At 70.4% G+C, this 17074-nt stretch carries 13 protein-coding genes and 2 pseudogenes; 2 read left to right on the top strand and 13 right to left on the bottom strand.

Annotated features, from left to right (window positions below; genetic code table 11):
- Positions 1 to 8: 8 nt before the first annotated feature.
- The 9 genes from ACTWP8_RS08935 to ACTWP8_RS08895 form a co-directional block, all read right to left on the bottom strand.
- Positions 9 to 398 (bottom strand): limonene-1,2-epoxide hydrolase family protein, encoded by a 390-nt coding sequence (locus ACTWP8_RS08935; protein WP_443321601.1) that lies wholly within the window; start codon positions 396 to 398, stop codon positions 9 to 11.
- Between the two features lie 2 nt (positions 399 to 400).
- A complete protein-coding gene (locus ACTWP8_RS08930) occupies positions 401 to 2239 on the bottom strand; it encodes an FAD-dependent monooxygenase (protein WP_443321600.1) in 1839 nt (612 codons plus the stop codon).
- 26 nt (positions 2240 to 2265) lie between these two features.
- A complete protein-coding gene (locus tag ACTWP8_RS08925; protein WP_443321599.1) occupies positions 2266 to 3420 on the bottom strand; it encodes an NAD(P)/FAD-dependent oxidoreductase in 1155 nt (384 codons plus the stop codon).
- The gene (locus tag ACTWP8_RS08920) at positions 3417 to 3626 is read right to left on the bottom strand and encodes a ferredoxin (protein WP_443321660.1); all 210 of its coding nucleotides are present in this window, start codon (positions 3624 to 3626) and stop codon (positions 3417 to 3419) included. Before ACTWP8_RS08920 ends, ACTWP8_RS08925 begins: the two co-directional genes overlap by 4 nt.
- 25 nt (positions 3627 to 3651) lie before the next feature.
- Complete coding sequence (locus tag ACTWP8_RS08915) at positions 3652 to 4860, bottom strand: cytochrome P450 (RefSeq protein ID WP_443321598.1); 1209 nt, start codon at positions 4858 to 4860, stop codon at positions 3652 to 3654.
- A 174-nt stretch (positions 4861 to 5034) separates the two neighbouring features.
- Positions 5035 to 6060 carry a polyprenyl synthetase family protein gene (locus tag ACTWP8_RS08910; RefSeq protein ID WP_443321597.1) on the bottom strand — a complete coding sequence of 342 codons (1026 nt, stop codon included), beginning with the start codon at positions 6058 to 6060 and terminating at the stop codon, positions 5035 to 5037.
- A gap of 127 nt (positions 6061 to 6187) precedes the next feature.
- Positions 6188 to 7561 carry an FAD-dependent oxidoreductase gene (locus ACTWP8_RS08905; protein WP_443321596.1) on the bottom strand — a complete coding sequence of 458 codons (1374 nt, stop codon included), beginning with the start codon at positions 7559 to 7561 and terminating at the stop codon, positions 6188 to 6190.
- Between the two features lie 17 nt (positions 7562 to 7578).
- Positions 7579 to 8202, bottom strand: a complete 624-nt coding sequence (locus tag ACTWP8_RS08900; protein WP_443321595.1) for a tryptophan 2,3-dioxygenase family protein — start codon at positions 8200 to 8202, stop codon at positions 7579 to 7581.
- A 20-nt stretch (positions 8203 to 8222) separates the two neighbouring features.
- Positions 8223 to 9233, bottom strand: a complete 1011-nt coding sequence (locus tag ACTWP8_RS08895; RefSeq protein WP_443321594.1) for a polyprenyl synthetase family protein — start codon at positions 9231 to 9233, stop codon at positions 8223 to 8225.
- Positions 9234 to 9607: 374 nt separating this feature from the next.
- Between ACTWP8_RS08895 and ACTWP8_RS08890 the strand changes: the two are divergent.
- Both ACTWP8_RS08890 and ACTWP8_RS08885 read left to right on the top strand, forming a co-directional pair.
- A pseudogene (locus tag ACTWP8_RS08890) lies at positions 9608 to 10129 on the top strand (sugar nucleotide-binding protein); the annotation flags it as partial.
- A gap of 132 nt (positions 10130 to 10261) precedes the next feature.
- Positions 10262 to 10630 (top strand): annotated as a pseudogene (locus ACTWP8_RS08885) (NADAR family protein); the annotation flags it as partial.
- Positions 10631 to 11291: 661 nt separating this feature from the next.
- On the opposite strand, the gene ACTWP8_RS08880 reads toward ACTWP8_RS08885, so the two are convergent.
- Genes ACTWP8_RS08880 through ACTWP8_RS08865 form a run of 4 tightly spaced genes read right to left on the bottom strand, consistent with a single transcriptional unit; the run spans position 11292 to position 17064 of the window.
- Positions 11292 to 14051 (bottom strand): fumarate reductase/succinate dehydrogenase flavoprotein subunit, encoded by a 2760-nt coding sequence (locus tag ACTWP8_RS08880; protein ID WP_443321593.1) that lies wholly within the window; start codon positions 14049 to 14051, stop codon positions 11292 to 11294.
- A 12-nt stretch (positions 14052 to 14063) separates the two neighbouring features.
- Positions 14064 to 14819 (bottom strand): ABC transporter ATP-binding protein, encoded by a 756-nt coding sequence (locus ACTWP8_RS08875; protein WP_443321592.1) that lies wholly within the window; start codon positions 14817 to 14819, stop codon positions 14064 to 14066.
- Complete coding sequence (locus ACTWP8_RS08870; protein ID WP_443321591.1) at positions 14816 to 15706, bottom strand: ABC transporter permease; 891 nt, start codon at positions 15704 to 15706, stop codon at positions 14816 to 14818. The genes ACTWP8_RS08875 and ACTWP8_RS08870 overlap by 4 nt, the downstream gene beginning before the upstream one ends.
- Entirely contained in the window at positions 15703 to 17064 is a 1362-nt protein-coding gene (locus ACTWP8_RS08865; protein WP_443321590.1) for an ABC transporter substrate-binding protein, read from the bottom strand. The genes ACTWP8_RS08870 and ACTWP8_RS08865 overlap by 4 nt, the downstream gene beginning before the upstream one ends.
- Positions 17065 to 17074 lie beyond the last annotated feature (10 nt).

Genomic DNA, 17074 nt, shown 5'->3' with positions numbered 1-17074 from the left:
GCCCGCCTTCACCATTCCTCTGCGTCGGAGATGAGATTGGTGATGTCGAAGTAGTCCCGCCAGGCGCTGATACGGCCATCACGCAGCTCGAAGGCGGCCATCACCTTCAGATTCCGCGCGATGGGGGTTCCGTCCACGCGGAGCATGTTCTCGACCCGCTCGACCAGCACGGTCGCGCCCACGGTGGCCACGTGGCGGAACCGGACCTCGAGGCGGGCGAAGTCGGCCGGCATGAGCTCGAGAATCTGCCGTTTGCCCCGGCACACAGGGGAACCGGGGTTCTCCCACACGCAGTCGTCGGTCAGGAAGCTCTCCACAGTGGACCTGATGTCGGCCGGGGTCGGCCCCATCCGGGTCAGGAAGTCACGTACGACGCGTTCGTGTTCGACGGAAGGCATGGTCAGCTCCCGGTGGTCGTGACGTCGTGGTGGCCGAGGATGCGGCGGAAGACCGCGGTGAGCTCCTCGCCTGCGTGCGGGCCCCCGCGGACGCTGCGCCAGGCGACATGGTTGTCCGGACGCACCAGGATGGCGCCGTCGTCGCCGATCCCCCGCACCGCGGTCCAGGTGCCCTCGGCATCCTGGCAGCCGGCCGATCCGGCTTCAGCGCTGATGGGCACGACGCTGAGCGCTACGCCGCAGGTGTCCGCGACCTGCTTCCCCGCCACCACCCAGCTGTCCGCCATCGAGCCGGTGATCAGCACGAAGCCACCCTGGTTACCGACGAGGTCGTGGGTGCTGACGCGTTCGGTGCCCCGCGTCAGCCACGCGTGCGGCAGCCGATGCCCCGGCCTGGTGACGGGGTGATACGTGGTCCCCATCGGATCGCGCGCCGGGGGCTCCGACTCGTCGGGCACGAGGGCGCCACGGGAGTAGGAGAAGCCGATCTCGATGTCGTGTGCCTGGTACTCCATCCGTTGTGTCGCGAAGACCTCCGCCGTCCTGGCGCGCCGGGTCCGGCCCATCGGCGTGTCGGCGAAGAGTGCGCGGAAGGCGGCCTGCGTGACCTCCTTCGGCTGCCCGGGCACCAGGCCGAGGCCGGCGTGGAGCACCCCGTGGTTGCGGAAGGCGAACATCGCCCAGTCCACGGTCCGGTGAGCGACCGGGAGCCGCTCGGCCTCGTAGGAGTCCAGCAGTGCGCCGTCCGCCGTGCCGTCGAGCACGGCCGCGAGCTTCCATGCGGTGTTGTGCGCGTCCTGGATCGCGGTGTTCAGGCCGAGACCGGTGGCAGGCGGCTGGCGATGTGCGGCATCCCCGGCGAGGAAGACCCTGCCGACCCGGAAGGTCCTCGCGACGACCGCCTCCGGCTCATACCGGCTCACTTGGTGCACGGTGACGTCCAGGTCCGGCAGCTTCAGCAGGTCCCGCACCCTGGCGACGGTCGCCTCCTCCCCCACGTCCAGTTCGACGTCCACGGGGAGATGAAAGTGAAGCGCCCATTCCTCGGACGCCAGACCCCAGCTGGGGCCCATGGCCACCATTCCGTACCTGGAGATGAGCCCGCCGTCCGGACTGACGAAGTTGGTGATCAGCACCGCATCACCGCTCCACCACCTGGACAGGTCGGCGCTGAAATGCACGGAGATCACATTCCACGCCCCGACGTCCCCGTCCATGGTCACACCGAGCGAGCTGCCGATGCTCCTCCCCCCGTCGGCGGCCAGGAGGTACCGGGCGCGGACGGTGCTGGTCGCACCAGTCGATCGATCGGTCACCAGGGCGGTCACGCCGTCCTCGTCCTGGCTGAACTCCTCCATCATGTGGTGGAAGCGCACCATGCCCGGTGCCCGTTGCTCCGCGTGCCGGCGCAGCAGCGGCTCAAGACGGTGTTGCGGGAGGTTCGTCGACGGGCAGGGGCTGTCGGCCGCGTAGGGCCCGGCCGTCGTACCGCCGCCGAACGCGTCCATCCGGTAGAGGTCCCGGGCGTCCAGGAAGCCGTCGCCGGCCAGTGAGGTACGCCAAGCGACCTCGCCCATGTTCGCCAGCGGAGTGCTGATCCGGTACACGTCGTCGGCGATTCCGTGCTGCCGGAAGATCTCCATGGTGCGTTGGTTCAGATAGTGCGCCCTGGGCAGCACCGAGGTCGACTCGCGCCTCTCGACCAGCAGGTGCCGCACGCCCAGATCGGACAGAAAGAGCGACGCGGCAAGCCCGCAGCCACCGCCACCGACGACAAGCACCGGCACTTCTACGTCCCATATCGGTTTCTCTTCGGAAGAGACCGTTTCTGCTCGTGGCATCCGTTTTCCTATTCCTTCCACAGCGCCTAACGGTCGGCGGTGAGGAGTTCACGCGCCTTCCGTACTCCCCGCGCGCTGTTCCAGCCGACGACGCCGACGGCGCGCTCGCCGGTCTCCGCCACCGCGACGAACTTCCGTGCGCCCAGCGTCCCTTCGATCACCCGGATGCGATCGGCAGCGGTGAGGTCGCCGAACACCTGTATCCGCACGCCGTGCTGATCGGTCCAGAAGTAGGGCACCGGAACATACGGCCGGTCGGCCCCGAGGATGTTGTCGGCCACCGCGAGGGCCTGTTCCGCGGCGTTGGTGCGGTTCTCCAGGCGAACGCTGCGCGACTGCCGCTCATGCCACCAGCGCGCGACATCGCCGGCGGCGTAGACGTTCTCCGCGGCACGGCACCTCGAGTCGCAGACGACACCGTCGTCCAGGGTCAGGCCGCTGCCTTCCAGCCAGTCCGTTGCGGGCGTGGACCCCACGGCGACCACGACGACATCCGCGGCGATCGGTCCCCGAGAGGTGAGCACGCCGGCTATCCGGCCGCTCGTGACGACCGGCGCCTCGACCTTGGTGCAGGTCAGCACCTCGACGCCGTTGTCCCGGTGGAGTTCGGCCAGCATTCGGCCGATCTCGTGACCGACCTGGCTGCCCATCGGCACCGGCGCCGGATCGACCATGGTCACGTCCAGACCGAGCTCGCGGCCTGTCGCGGCGATCTCACACCCCAGGACGCCGGCGCCGAGCACGATCAGGTGGCCTGCCCGGAGCAGGTCCTCACGAAGCCGCCGGACATCCTCGACGGTGCGCAGCGTGTGCACCCCGGCCAAGCCCACGAACGGGTCCAGCCGGCGCGGTGTCAGTCCGGTCGCGATCACCAGGGTGCCGTAGGGGAGCCGCTTCCCGCCGACGACAGTGACCTCATGCCGTCGCACGTCCACCGACACGGCCCGCCGGTCGAGCACCAGCTCGATTCCGAGCGCCTGAAGGTCCGCGGGAGGGCGCAGTACCGCCCGTTCGGCACTCCAGGCGCCCGACAACACCTGTTTCGACAACGGCGGCCGGTCATAGGGCGGGTGGGCCTCATCCCCGACGAGCTGGATGGAGCCGGCGAAACCCTGCTTGCGCAACGACTCCGCGGTTGCCAGTCCGGCCGCCGAGGCGCCGACCACGAGCACGTCACTCATGACGAACCGTCGCGTTCCCGGACGATGATGGCGGCGGCCGGGCAGAGCAGGGCCGCCTCGCGGACGCTTTCGTCCACGTGCTCCGGCGGGGCCGCGTTGAGCAGGACCACGACGCCGTCGTCGTCGCGCTGGTCGAAGACCTCCGGGGCGGCCACCGCACAGTGCCCGGCGGCGACACATCGTGGCTCCTCGACCTCAACCTTCAGGGCCATCTTGATCTCCAGTTCCGGATTACCAGGTGACCGGAAGCTCGTTCACGCCGAAAACGAGCGCGGTGGTCCGGTAGCTGACTTCTGCCTGCGGGACGGCCAGTTGCAGCGTGGGAAACCTGTTGAACAGGGCCGGCAGCGCTGTTCGCAGTTCCATCCGCGCCAGTTGCTGGCCGAGGCACTGATGGGCGCCGTAGCCGAAGGTGACGTGAGGCAGCGGCGGCCGGCGTACGTCCAGGGAGTCCAGGTCCCCCTCGGCCACACCGAGATCGCGGTTGGCGGCGAGTACCGACACGACGACGCGCTCGCCCTGCTCGATCTTCTGGCCGCGCACGTACATGTCCGCGGCGGCCTCTCGCGGCATCGTGATGGCCGGTGCGCAGTACCGCAGCAGTTCCTCGACGGCACCGTCCGTCGCCGACGGGTCATCGCGTACCACGGCCAGCTGGTCCGGGTGCTGGAGCAGCAGTGCGGTCCCGGCGGAGAGCATGCTGGCGGTCGTCTCGTGCCCGGCGACGAGCAGCATGTTGCCGATGCCCACCAGTTCGTCGTCGGTCAGCTGATCGCCGAAGTCGCGCACCACGCTCCCCAGCAGGTTGTCGCCCGGGCTCTGCCGGTGGGACGCAATGAGCGCGCCCATGTAGTCGTCCATCTCGGCCAGGTTCTGGATCTGCGCCTCCCGGGTCGTGTTGACGTCCAGACCGACCCTGGCCCGGCGCTGGAAGTCCTCCCGATCGGCATAGGGCACACCCAGCAGTTCACAGATCACCAGCGTCGGGATCGGCGTGCCGAAGAGCTGCACGAGGTCCGAGCCCGGCCCGGCCTCCTCCAGCGCGTCCAGCCTCCCGGTCACGATCTGCTCGATCTTCGGCCGGAGCGCGCGCACCCGTTTGACCGTGAAGGCGCCGGTGAGCATGCGCCGCAGGCGGGTGTGTTCGGCGCCGTTGTAATTCAGCAGGTTGCCGGGCTGGTTCAGCATGGTCCGCGGCGCTTCGGGGTCGAAGACGTATCCCATCTGCAGGCGTTCGTCGCCGAGCACGCTCTTGGCGTCCTCGTAACGCGTGAGGGCCACGGCTTCGAACTCACCGAGGATCGGGCTGGGCACCTTGACCCGCCTCAGCTCGTCGTCGTGCTGCATCTCGTAGAGCTCGGGAGCGGGGGTGAAGGGGCATCCGGCGGCACGCGCCGCAAAGGGAAGTGCTTTGGGTTCGGGCACGGGAAGTTCAGGCATGGAAAGGCGCCTCTCTGTCCGGGGAGTACACGTGCAGGGATGGGATGGCGGGAATGAGCGGAGCGTGTCGTAGCGAGAGCCTCCTGGAGATCGACCGCTGGTCCGTCCACAAAGGTCGATTCGACTCCGGGCAGGCGGCGACGGACGCCGCAGCGGGGGATCGGGCCACGGTCATCAGAACCGCCTGCCGACGATGAACCCGGCCATCTCCAGGAACTCGCTGCGCACGGCGTCCGCGATCCCCGAGGCGGCGAGGCATTCCTCCGCCGCGGCGACCTGGCGGGCCGCTTCGTCCTGCGCCCAGTCACGTCCTCCCGCGCGTTCCACGAGGTCCGCGACGCGTTGTACGTCGCGCTCGCTCAGCGGCTCGGGGCGCAGGTAGAGGGCGGACAGCTCGTCCGTCTGCCGTGCGTTCAGCGCCGCCACCACGGGCAGCGTCTTCTTGCGGGCCCTCAGATCGGCTCCCGTCTGCTTCCCGGTGCTGTCCGGATCGCCCCAGATACCCAGAAGATCGTCGACGAGTTGGAAGGCAAGCCCGACGTGCTCACCGAAGGCCGCGAGTCGTGCGACCAACGCCTGGTCGGCGCCGACGAGTTCGGCGCCGAGCGAGCAGGCACACCCGAGCAGCGCGCCCGTCTTGTCGCCCGCCATCCGCAGGCAGTCGGCGAGGACTATGTCGTCCCGCCGTTCGAAAGCGACATCGGCGGCCTGACCGCTGATCATCCGTTGGGTGGCCGTCATCAGCGACCTGGCGGCGGAGCGGGCATCGGCACCCTCCGCATCGAGCAGCACAGCCGTCGCAGCGGTCACCAACGCGTCGCCGGCCAGGATGGCTTCGGGCATGCCGAAAACCGTCCAGGCGGTGGCCCGGCCCCGCCGTGTCGCGTCGCCGTCCATGATGTCGTCGTGCAGCAGCGAGAAGTTGTGCACCAGCTCCACGGCAACCGCGGCGGGTATGCCCTGGGCAGCCGTGCCGGTCGCCGCCCGCGCAGACAGCAGCGCCAGGGCGGGCCGGACCAGTTTGCCGCCCCACGTCATGGTCGCCTTGCCGTCGGCGTCCGCCCACCCGAAGTGGTAGTCGGCGATCCGCCCCATCTCCGGGCCCAGGTAACGCTGTACGGCATCGCGAAGGGCCGTCTCGAGCATCGACCGCCCCGTGTCGAGGGCCGCGGAAAGCCTTCTGGTCGGTGTCGTGGTCATGGACGTCACCGCCCACCCGCGAGATCCGCGGGGACGCGTCGAGTCGTCCGGGACCGACCCGCCCATGGGCGGACGAGCGTACTGGCGTGTCGCATGGAGTGAACCTTTGCTGTTGGCCCGGTGGCGATCAGGGCGTGGGCAGGTCATGTGGTGTCGGCACCGCCGTACGCAGCAGAGCCCGTCGGAGCACGCGAGGGGACGTGAGCAGACTGCGGGGCGGGGCCAGCAGGAAGAGGACGTCCCGGTTGGCGCTGCACACGACCGGATCGCCCGGTACGTGATCGCGCACGCGGTCGAGATACCAGGTGAGGAGTCGGTCGACGGGACCGTTGCGCACCGCGCTGCCGACGGCTCCCGGCATGGGGCTGTCCGCGCCCGTCGCGACATCCCACGCCGCACGGGACGATCGCAGGACCGCTCGTTGCAGGGCGTGCACCGAAGGCAGGCGTTCGCCGGCAAGCGCTCGGGTGAGCGCGACCGCGTTCAGGGCCGCGACGGACAGACCCTGCCCGTAGACGGGGTTGAGGGCGCACAACGCGTCTCCGACGACGAGCAGTCCCGTACGAGCGCGCGCCATACGGTCGTAGCGGCGGCGCCGGTTCGCGGTGTGCCGGTATCCCACGGGACGGCCGACGGGATGTGCCCTGCTGAGCCACTTGTGGGGAGCGGCGTGCGGGAGTCGGCCGACGAAGTCGACGAAGCCCGCCGGGTCGGTGGGCGGCGCGTGGTCCCGGGGCCCGGACAGGGTGACCATCCAGCGGTCGCCCTCGGCGGGCAGAATGATCGCGCCGAGTTGCTGCCCGGCATCGGGAACGATGTAGAAACCCCTGAGGTCCTCGGCCGGTCCGTCGGCGTGGAAGACAGCCGTGGCATACGCCCGCCCGGTCTCCACCACGTCTTCACCGGGAGGTGAGCCGCCGAGGTCGGCGAGCCATTGGGGCGTACGGCTTGTCCTTCCGGTGGCGTCCACCACGAGGTCGGCCACGAGCTCCTGCCGGGCGTGGTGATCGGCCCCCCTGCCGCGGACCATGACGCCGGTGATGTGATCGGACCGGCCGAGCAGGCCCGTCACTTCGGTCGCCGTCCGGACCCGGATACGGGGATCGGCCAGGACGCGCCGGCGAATGCGCTGTTCCAGGAAGGGGCGCGACGGGGTCATGACCGGAGCGGACGGATGGCGGCGGGATATCCACTGCCCTGCCTGCCACACGCCCAGATCCGCCGGGACGGCGAGACACGGCGCCCCCGCATCCCTCAGTTCGGGCAGCAGCCCGGGCATGAGCTCGCTCAACGCGTCCATCCCGCTGGTCAGCAGGACATGGGTGTGGCGCGACTGTGGCACACCCGCACGAGGCTCAGGGCTGTCCTCGTAGTGGTCGCGTTCCAATACCGTCACTCGTTCCGCGTGGCGCGAGAACACATGGGCGGTGAGCAGACCGGCCACGCTGCCGCCCATCACCACCACATGCCCCAGCGACGAACCCGGGGGCCGTACGCGCATGCGCCGCCTCTCATGCATCAAGAACGCGTCCGCATCCACGCGGCGAAAGCGCTGTCGGCGCCCTCGCCCTGCGACACTCCGTTCAACCGGCTTGCCAGATAGCGGATGCCGGAGGTGTCTCCCGTGCCCGGCGAACTGCCGATCATGTGGTCGACGAGTTCCAGATGCGTGTATCGCCAACGGCGCACGGAGGCGCTCAACTCGTCGCGCTGCCGGGGTCCCACCGGGAGGGGGTGACCGGCGCCTCTCGTCGTCACGCGCTCGGTCAGTGCGAACAGCTCGCGGAACTGTTCGGACTGCAGACCACTCGCCGTTCCGAACTTGTCTCGGAACCGCAGAAAGTCCTCCCGATCCAGGGTGTGGCGCAACAGCGTCAACTGCCCCTCCAAGGCGTCGATCAGCCGTGTCGCCCGTTCCGCCCGGTGGGCGAAGCACCGCTGTCCGCACTGGTTCGCCGCGATGTGGCGCAGGTCGACGAGGACTTGGCTGAGCAGTGTCTCGGACGCCTGATGTACGACGATGAAGAGCCGCTCGCTGTCGTGCACGTCCTGTCGCTCCGCCGGCGTGAGCGGATGCTGCAGCGCCAGCAGTTCGTCGAGGTGCAGGTATGTCGCGTAGGTCGTGCCGGTCATGAGAACCACCTCCTCGGGTGAGTCCCGCGCTACACCAGGCGACCCGGCGTGGCGAGTTCCGCGAGCGCGTTCCTGTGGTCGGTGGGTGGGAGGCTTTCCAATGCCGCCGCGGCCATCTGCACGTGGCTGTGCGACACATCTCGTGCCGCCTGCACGCCGTCAAAGGCGTGGACGAGCTCTGACATGGCCACGTGACGCTCTTCGGCCGGTGAGGCGGTGTCGGCGAGCAGACGCTCGATCCGCCGTTGTTGCTCGCGAGGTGCACGATCGTGCGCGAGGAGGACGGGCAAGGTGGGCCGGCCGTTCCGTACGTCGGAGATGTTCGGCTTGCCTGCCCGAGTTCCGTCGTAGGCCATCAGATCATCGCGAATCTGATACGCGATGCCCAGCTGGTCGCTGTATTGGCTGAGTGCCTTGGTCGCAGAGTCATCCGCTCCGCCGAGCGTGGCACCCACACCGCATGCCATCCACAGCAGAGCACCACTTTTCTCCCTGATCATGTCGAGGTACGTCTCGACGGAACAGATTCCGCGACTCATCCGGATTTCTTGAATGGCCGCGCTTCCGATGCGTAAACCGGCCCGGGAAAGAACTGCCAGTGCTCGCGCGACCCGTGTGGCGGGAGCTCCGGCTTCCTGGCACTCGGACAGCGCGGCGAAGCCGTGGAAGAACAGCCCGTCCCCGCCCACGATGGCCGTCGGTTCCCCGAATACCGCGTGTGCGGCCCGTTTGGTTCGCCGGTGTGCGTCACGGTCGATGATGTCGTCGTGCATCATCGCGCCGACCTGCACGCATTCCAAAGCCACCGCGGCGGGAAGGACAGCCGCTATCTCACCTCCTACCGCGAGGCTGGATCGGATCACCAGCCAGGGGCCCATCATCTTGCCGAAGGGCACCAATCCGTAACGCACTACTTCGTCGAGGCCAGAAACACCGTCCGGCCATCGGCACTCCACCTCGGCCCGCACCAAAGCGGCCACCTCGGCATCCGCGACCTGAGGCACATCGATGTCCGTTATGAAGTCGACGTTGTCCGTCATGACGTCGACGCTAGGAGCGCCGCACCCGAATGTCTTCAAAGACGGCCGACATCGGCCCGAGAGGGAACATGGAATGGCATCTTCGGCCCCTCAGAACCAGCGGACCGGTGCCGGTACGGGCATTGTGTCAACGGTCAGGGGAGCCCAGAACTCGCCTCGTGTGCGCAAACACAGAACCTGCGGCAGAAAGTACGGGAGTTGGGCACCGGATCGCAGGACTCGTGTGCTCGCTCAGATGCCGCATGCGCGAGTCGGCCCCCAGGATGGCCGCGGCCCGCCGTGAACACGATGTCCATCGTGTTCGTCCAGGCGCCTCTCGTACAGGTGCTCGATCTCGTCCAGCAGAGCCACCGCGCTGTCGTGGTCGTCGATGAATACGGCGGTCCGCACCAGCCGGACCAGCAGGAGGTCCGGCCCCGCGCGCAGCCCCGGCCTGGTGCAGCCGCCGACAGGTCCGCCTGGCGATGGCCGCCACTCGGCACGGATCCCGGCTGGTGCATGTGTCCAGTGACGCCGTCTTCTCCGGCGCCGACGTCCGCTACGACGAATCCGCCACGCCGGATCCGATCACCCCATACGGGGCTGCGAAGGCTGCGGCAGAAACGGCGATCCGCATGTTCGCCCCAGCCACCGTCATCGCTCGCACCTCGCTGATCACCGGCGGCGGTGGCTCCGTGCACGAGGGAGGCACTCATTCACGATCTGGAAACCGGGCGACGAAATGGCGTGCTGTTCACCGATGACATCCGGTGCCCATTTATGTCGCCGACCTCGCCCGGGCCATTCTTGAGCTGACCGCCCCCGATCACGCAGGCGTGTGTCACCTTGCAGGATCAGATGCAGTCAGTCGTCATGAGCTCGGTGTCCTGATCGCCGACCGCGGCTCGGTCCAGGCCCGCACCCGAGAAGAGCTCTCGGCGCTTGTTGCTGGTGGAGCGCGTCCGAAGTGGCTGATGTTCTGGGGGCATCAGCCGCAGCGGGATGGTTCGATCGGTCCGGGTGCGTTCAGCCAGTGATGGCCTTCACCCTTCACCGTGGACGGCGTGACCTACGCAAGCGCGGAGCATTGGATGATGGCGGGTAAGGCCCGTCTGTTCGGTGACGACGCTCGCTCCCGGCGATACTCGCGGCTCGTACTCCCGCCGAAGCCAAGAACCTGGAGCGACTGGACCGCCTTCGGCAAGGCGCGCTGGGCCGCCGCCCGCTTCGAGTTGGTCGTCGCGGGCAACGTCGCCAAGTTCGGGCAGGACCCCGCACTGCGTGCGTACCTGCTCGGCACGGGTAACCGGGTGCTGGTCGAGGCCAGCCCGCGCGACCGGGTATGGGGCATCGGGCTCGGCGCGTCCGACGATCGTGCCACCGATCCATTCCGGTGGCGTGGTCAGAATCTGCTGTGACGATCTTCGCTGCTGTCGCCCGCGACCTCGCCCAGATCACGGAGCGGGCCGCGGCCGTCGCCCGGGCTGCTGACCAGCCCATAAGAGAGCGCCCCCGGCGGGACACCACACAAATGGTGGAAGGTCTGACCTGCGCCCTCTCACCGGGCGACCGGCAAACGAGGGCCGATTCGCGCTCACGACGCGGAAGGGGCGGCTGATGGCCGCCACCAAGGCGACGGTTGCAAACGGTCACCCTCGGCAAGATTCGAACCTGCGCGAGGGCGTGGCGAGCGATGGCCAGCTTGGTGCGAGGAGCTGTCAGGTCGCGAGATGCGCGATCGTTCTGACGGTGTGAAGCTGCCGGGCCGCCGCCTGGTTCTGCCTGTACGTGGCTGACCCGGCGGCGTGCCCGCCGGGTGCGCGACTGGCTCGGTGAGGATGGTTCCGCGCAGGTGCCTCGGGCGAGCCGGGGGGGGTGACGGGCGCGTACCCCACGGCTTCACCCCGTCGAGATGTCAGGGTGCGTGGGGGAGTGCCGATGCGGATTCGCTTCCGCTGCTGGCAAGAGCCGGGCATCAGATCCGACATCGCCCCCGTGCCGCGGGGCCCGGGGTCGGCGCCGCGTGCCCTGACCTGCGTGGTGGAGTCGCGTCGGCCGCCGCCGTCGGAGCCGCGGTGGTCAGGAGGCCGCGCGGGATGCGTAGGCGCGGATGTCGGCGTCGGGGTCGGTGGTGGCCGCGGTGAGGGCGGTGTGGGCTTCGGGGTCGGCGCGGTGGGGGAGAAGGGAGAGGACGGCGGCCTTGCGGACATCCGCGTTGGGGTCGGCCAGGGTCTTGGCGAGGGCGGGGACGGCCTGGGCGGGCGGGGCCGCCTGGAGGGCGGTCGCGGCGCCGGCCCGGACCTGCCAGGCGGGGTCGTCGAGCGCGGCCGCGGCCAGCGCGGCGTACCTGGGCGGGCAGCCGGTGGCGGCCAGCGCGGCCAGGGCGGCGCCCCGGACCAGTGGGTCGGGGTCGTCCAGCAGCGGTTCGAGCGGTGCCGGGGCCGGGGAGTGTACGGCCGCGAGGCCGCGGGCCACCGCGACCCGGACCTCGCGGGCCGGGTCGTTCGCGGCCACCGCCAGTTCCGGGACCGCGTCCACCGAGACCAGGGCCCGGACGGCGCTGATGCGGACCTCGATGTCGGTGTCGGCGAGCGCGGCGGCGTACGCCGGGGCGTCGCCCAGCCGCAGGGCCCGCAGCACGTCGAGCGCGGCGGCGCGGACGGCCGGGTCGGCGACGCCGAGCGCCTCCCGCAGGCCGGCCTCGAACTCCGGCTCGGCCGGGAGTACTTCGACCAGCTCACGCAGGGCGGCTGCGGCGGCGACCCGGACCTGGGGTGCGGTGTCCCGCAGGCGCTCGGCGAGCGCGGGGCCGGCTCCGGTCGGCACGGTCTCGCCGAGGGCTGCCACAGCGGCCGCCCGGACCGCCGGGTCGGCGTCGGCGAGGTAGGGGCGGAGCGCGTCCAGGTCGGGGGACTCCTCGGCGAGGGAGAGGAGGCGGAGGAGGGCGGGACTGGGCGCGGATACCACCAAAGCCTCGGCCGGGGCAGGGGCCGGCGCGGCCGCGGGTGCGGTCGCTCCGGCGGTCGCGCGGGCGGCCGGGGCGGCGTCCCGCGGCCCGGCTGTGGCCACCGGCACCAGCGTGACGCCCAGCCGGCGCTCCGGCCCGGGTGCCGGGGTGAACTCCGGTACCGGGACCACGTACGGCTCGACCGGTCGCGTGGTGAACTCCATCGCCCCGGAGGGCGACTTGCGCAGGTCGAGGTGGTGCAGCCAGCCCGCGTCGTCCCGCTCCGGATGGTCCAGCCGCTCGTGGTACAGGCCCCACCGGGACTCGGTCCGGGCCAGCGAGGCCCGGGCGGCCATCTCCGCGCAGTCCCGGATGAAGGTGACCTCCGTGCACCGCATCAGTTCGTGCGGGGTGCGCGCCCCCATCCCGGCGATCTCCTCCGACATCCGGGTGATCGCCTCCACCGCCAGGGACAGCTTCGCCCCCGTCTTCGGCGGTGCCACGTAGTCGTTGACGAACCGGCGCAGCTTGTACTCCACCTGGGGCTGCGGCGGCCCGCCGGAGTTGCGCAGCGGCCGGTAGACGAGCTCGTGGGCGGCGGCCAGCTGGTCCCGGGGCAGCTCTCCCTCGTAGGCCCGGTACCGCGCGGCGTCCTCGCCGGCCAGGTCGCCGAAGACGAACGCGCCGATCATGTAGTTGTGCGGTACGCAGGCCAGGTCGCCGGCCGCGTACAGCCGGGGAGCGGTGGTGCGGGCGTGCGCGTCCACCCGTACCCCGGAGGCGGAGTGCCCGCCGCACAGTCCGATCTCCGAGATGTGCATCTCGATGTCGTGGGTGCGGTAGTCGTGGCCGCGGCCCTGGTGGAAAGTGCCGCGGGTGGGCCGCTCCGTCGTGTGCAGGATCGATTCGACGGCGGTGATGGTCTCTTCGGGCAGATGGCTGAGCTTGAGGTACACCGGGCCTCGGTCGGAGGCGAGTTCGGCCGCGAACTCGGCCATCATCTGCCCCGACCAGTAGTCCGACTCCACGAACCGCTCGCCGTGCCGGTTCACCTGGTACCCGCCGAACGGGTTCGCGACGTACGCGCAGGCCGGCCCGTTGTAGTCCTTGATCAACGGGTTGATCTGGAAGCACTCGATCCCGGTGAGCGCGGCCCCCGCGTGGTAGGCCATGGCGTAGCCGTCGCCCGCGTTCGTCGGGTTCTCGTACGTCCCGTACAGGTAGCCGGAGGCGGGCAGACCGAGCCGGCCGCAGGCCCCGGTGGCCAGGATCACCGCGCCTGCCCGGACGGTGACGAACGCGCCGGTGCGGGTGTTGAACCCGGCCGCACCGATGGCCCGGCCGTCGTCCGGATGGGTGAGCACTCTGACCGGCATGACCCGGTTCTCGATGCGGATCCGTTCCCGCATCTCGCGACGCCGCAGCTGCCGGTAGAGGACCTTCTTGACGTCCTTGCCCTCCGGCATCGGCAGCACGTACGAGCCGGACCGGTGCACTTGGCGGACCGCATACTCGCCGTGCTCGTCCTTCTCGAACTTCACCCCGTACGACTCCAGGCGCTTGACCATCGCGAAGCCGCGGGTCGCGGTCTGCCGGACGGTGGACTGGTCGACGATGCCGTCGTTGGCGCGGGTGATCTCGGCGACGTAGTCGTCGGGTTCGGCCCGGCCCGGGATGACCGCGTTGTTGACCCCGTCCATGCCCATGGCGAGAGCACCGGAGTGCCGGACATGCGCCTTCTCCAGCAGCAGCACGTGCGCACCGTGTCCGGCGGCGGTCAGCGCGGCCATGGTGCCGGCGGTGCCGCCGCCGATGACGAGGACGTCGCAGGACAGTTCGGTCGCGTCGGAGAGGGCGGGGATGGCCAGAGGGGTGTCCGCCTGGGTGTCCACGGGAGGTGCCTTTCAGAGGGATTCGAGGATGCGGCGGCGCAGTGCGGCGGTTCCGGGGGCGTGCTGCGCACCGCGCTCACGCGGGTGCGGTACGTCCAGCACCTGCCCGGAGCCCAGCAGGGCGACCCGGTCGCCGAGGTAGAGGGCCTCGTCCACGTCGTGGGTGACGAAGACGACGGTCGCTCCGGTGCCTCGCAGGATGCCCACCAGCAGGTCCTGCATCTCGGCGCGGGTGTGCGCGTCCAGCGCGCCGAAAGGTTCGTCCATCAGGACGGCGCGGGGCAGGCCTGCCAGGGCGCGGGCGAGCTGGACCCGCTGTCGCTGCCCGCCGGACAGCTGGTGCGGCAGCTTGTGGGCGTGCTCGGCCAGGCCGACCCGCTCCAGCCAGTCGGCTGCGGACCGCCGCCGCTCGGCCCGGGGGACCCGGTGGATCGCCAGCGGCAGTTCCACGTTGGCGCGGACGGTCCGCCAGGGCAGCAGGGCGTCGTGCTGGAAGACCAGCACCCGGTCGGCGTCGGGCCGGCCGATCGGCTCACCGTCCTGGGTGACCCACCCGTTCAGCGGAGGCAGCAGCCCGGCGAGAGTGCGCAGCAGGGTGGACTTTCCGCAGCCGGAGGGCCCGACGACGGCCAGCAGTTCCCCTGGCGCGATCCGCAGCGCGACGGTGCCGAGGACGGTAGCGCCGTCCGGGTAGCCGAGCCGTACGTCGTGCAGGGCGAGTTCGGCGCCGGGTGGCGCGGGCGCGGCGGGCAGGACAGCGGTGCTCATGGGACCGGCTCCTTCCGGGAAACGTCGGTACGGACCGCAGTGCGCGCGGCGGCGCCGGTGTCCGCGGGGGTGCGGTCGGCCGTGCGGAACACCGGACGCGATGCGCCGGAAGCTCCCCGCGCGGCCGGGCGGGGCAGCCAGGAGGTGGCGCGACGGCCCAGCAGTTCCACCGCGGTCGCGGTGAGCCATCCCAGGGCGCCGATGGTGGTCATGCCGACGAACACTCCCGGGTAGTCGACGATCGTGTAGTCCTGCCAGGTGCGGTAGCCCACCCCGTACTCGCCGGAGATCATCTCCGCGGAGATCACGCAGATCCACGAGACGCCGATGCCCACCGACAGGCCGCCGAAGATGCCCGGCAGGGCGCCCGGAAGCAGCACTGAGAACAGCACCCGCAACCGGCCGCCGCCCATGGTGAGCACGGCCTCTTCCCAGACCGGGGTGAGCGCCCGGACCGCGTGCCGGGTCGACACCACCACCGGGAAGAAGGCGGCGGTGAAGGTGATGAACACGATGCCCTGCTCGTTGGTGGGCAGCAGCAGGATGGCGACTGGAACCAGGGCGATGGCCGGCACCGGTCGGACCACCTCCACCAGCGGGCCCAGCAGGTCGGCGGCCCACTGGGACCGGGCGATGGCCGTGCCGGCCGCCACCCCCAGTACCGCGGCCAGCAGAAAGCCCACCACGATCCGGCGCAGGCTGTGGCCCAGGTCCTGCCAGTACGGGCCGGTGCCGAGCCGGTCGGCGAAGGCGGAGGCCACCTCGCCGACCGTGGGGAACTGCTCGAACCGCAGCCACAGGTTGACGTCCAGGGAGGTCAACAGCTGCCACAGCCCGAGGGCCGCGGCCAGCGAGGCTGCGCGGAGCAGCCAGCGGCCCACACTCATGACGCCAGATCCACGGCGTCCGCGTAGCGGATGATCCGGGCCCCGGAGTGACGGTCGACGTATCGCTTCGCATTGGCCGGGGTGAGGAAGGCGCGCAGCTCGGCGCCGTCCGCGACCCACACCGCCTTGTCGGCGAACCACAGGGTGCCGGTCAGGGCGTCCGGCACGTACGCGGCCCGCACGTCGGCGGCCTTGGCGGCCTTGGCGGCCTTCAGTAGCTCCTTGGGGCTGTCGAAGGTGCGGGGGGTGGTCTGGCTCTTCAGCCACAGTTCGGGCTTGGCGGCGCTCGCCTTCGGGTAGGCGGGGGCCCGCACGGCGCGCTTGAGCGGCGCCGGGTCGACGAAGGCGTCCACGTCGACGTCGCCCACCAGCCCGGCCGCCTTCAGCACCGGCACGTCCTCCTTCAGTGCGGCGATCAGCTCCTGGCGGAGCTCCGGGTCGAAGGTGGCGATGCCGTTGGCGCCGTTGTAGAGGTAGACCACTTCGGTCGGCAGCCCGGTCTCCTTGGCCACCGACTCGGCGGCGGCGACCGGCTGGTTGCGGAGGTAGTCGGTGGCCCGCCGCTGCGCCCTGAGGAAGTCGTCGAGGACCCCGGCCCGTTCCTTGGCGAACTTCTCCCGGACCGTGACCCCGTGGAAGGTCGGCAGGTTCAGTTCGGCCCCGTCGTACAGAGCCTTGGCCCGGCCTTCGAAAGCCAGCTTTCCGGGCCAGGCGACGAACTGGGAGAGCGCGTCGGCGCTGCCCCCGGCCAGGGCCGAGGCGCCCACGCTGGGCTGCTGGTTGAGCTTCTGGATGCCCTTGTCCGGGTCGATGCCGGCCCGCTGGAGGGCCCGGACCAGGGTGCCGTCGGCGGCCGAGCCGACGCTGGTGGACACCCTCTTGCCGCGGAGGTCGGCCAGCGACCGCAGGGGCGATCCGGGGGCGGTGACCACGGTGTTCAGGCCGCCGCGCAGGTTGTAGCCGGTGACCGCGACCAGCCGGGTCGGCTGCTTGAGCTGCTTGCCGCGGGCGGCGTTGATCAGCAGCGGGAAGTCGCCCATCGAACCGATGTCGATCTTCCCGGCGGTCATCTGGGCGGTGATCGGGGCGCCGGTCGCGTAGTCCTGCCACTCGACCTTGTAGGTGGTGCCGTCCTTCTTCCCGCGGGCCGCGAGCTCTTCCTCGAAGTAGCCGAGGGAGCGCAGCAGGGTGCCGGCGGTGACGGTGTTGATGGTCTTCGACTGGTAGCCGACGGTCACCGTGACTGTCTTCGGCTCGGCGTGGCCGTCGGCGCCGGCCGTGCCGCCGCAGGCGGTGGCCAGCGGGATCAGCAGGGCGAGCGGGAGAAGCGGGAGGAGCGGGATTCTCTTGCGGGTCATGGAGTTCGGC

The sequence above is a fragment of the Streptomyces sp. 7N604 genome, assembly GCF_052245475.1.
GTDB lineage: Bacteria > Actinomycetota > Actinomycetes > Streptomycetales > Streptomycetaceae > Streptomyces.
The sequence above is the reverse complement of the archived record's forward strand: the minus strand, read 5'-3'. Positions and strand labels throughout refer to the sequence as shown.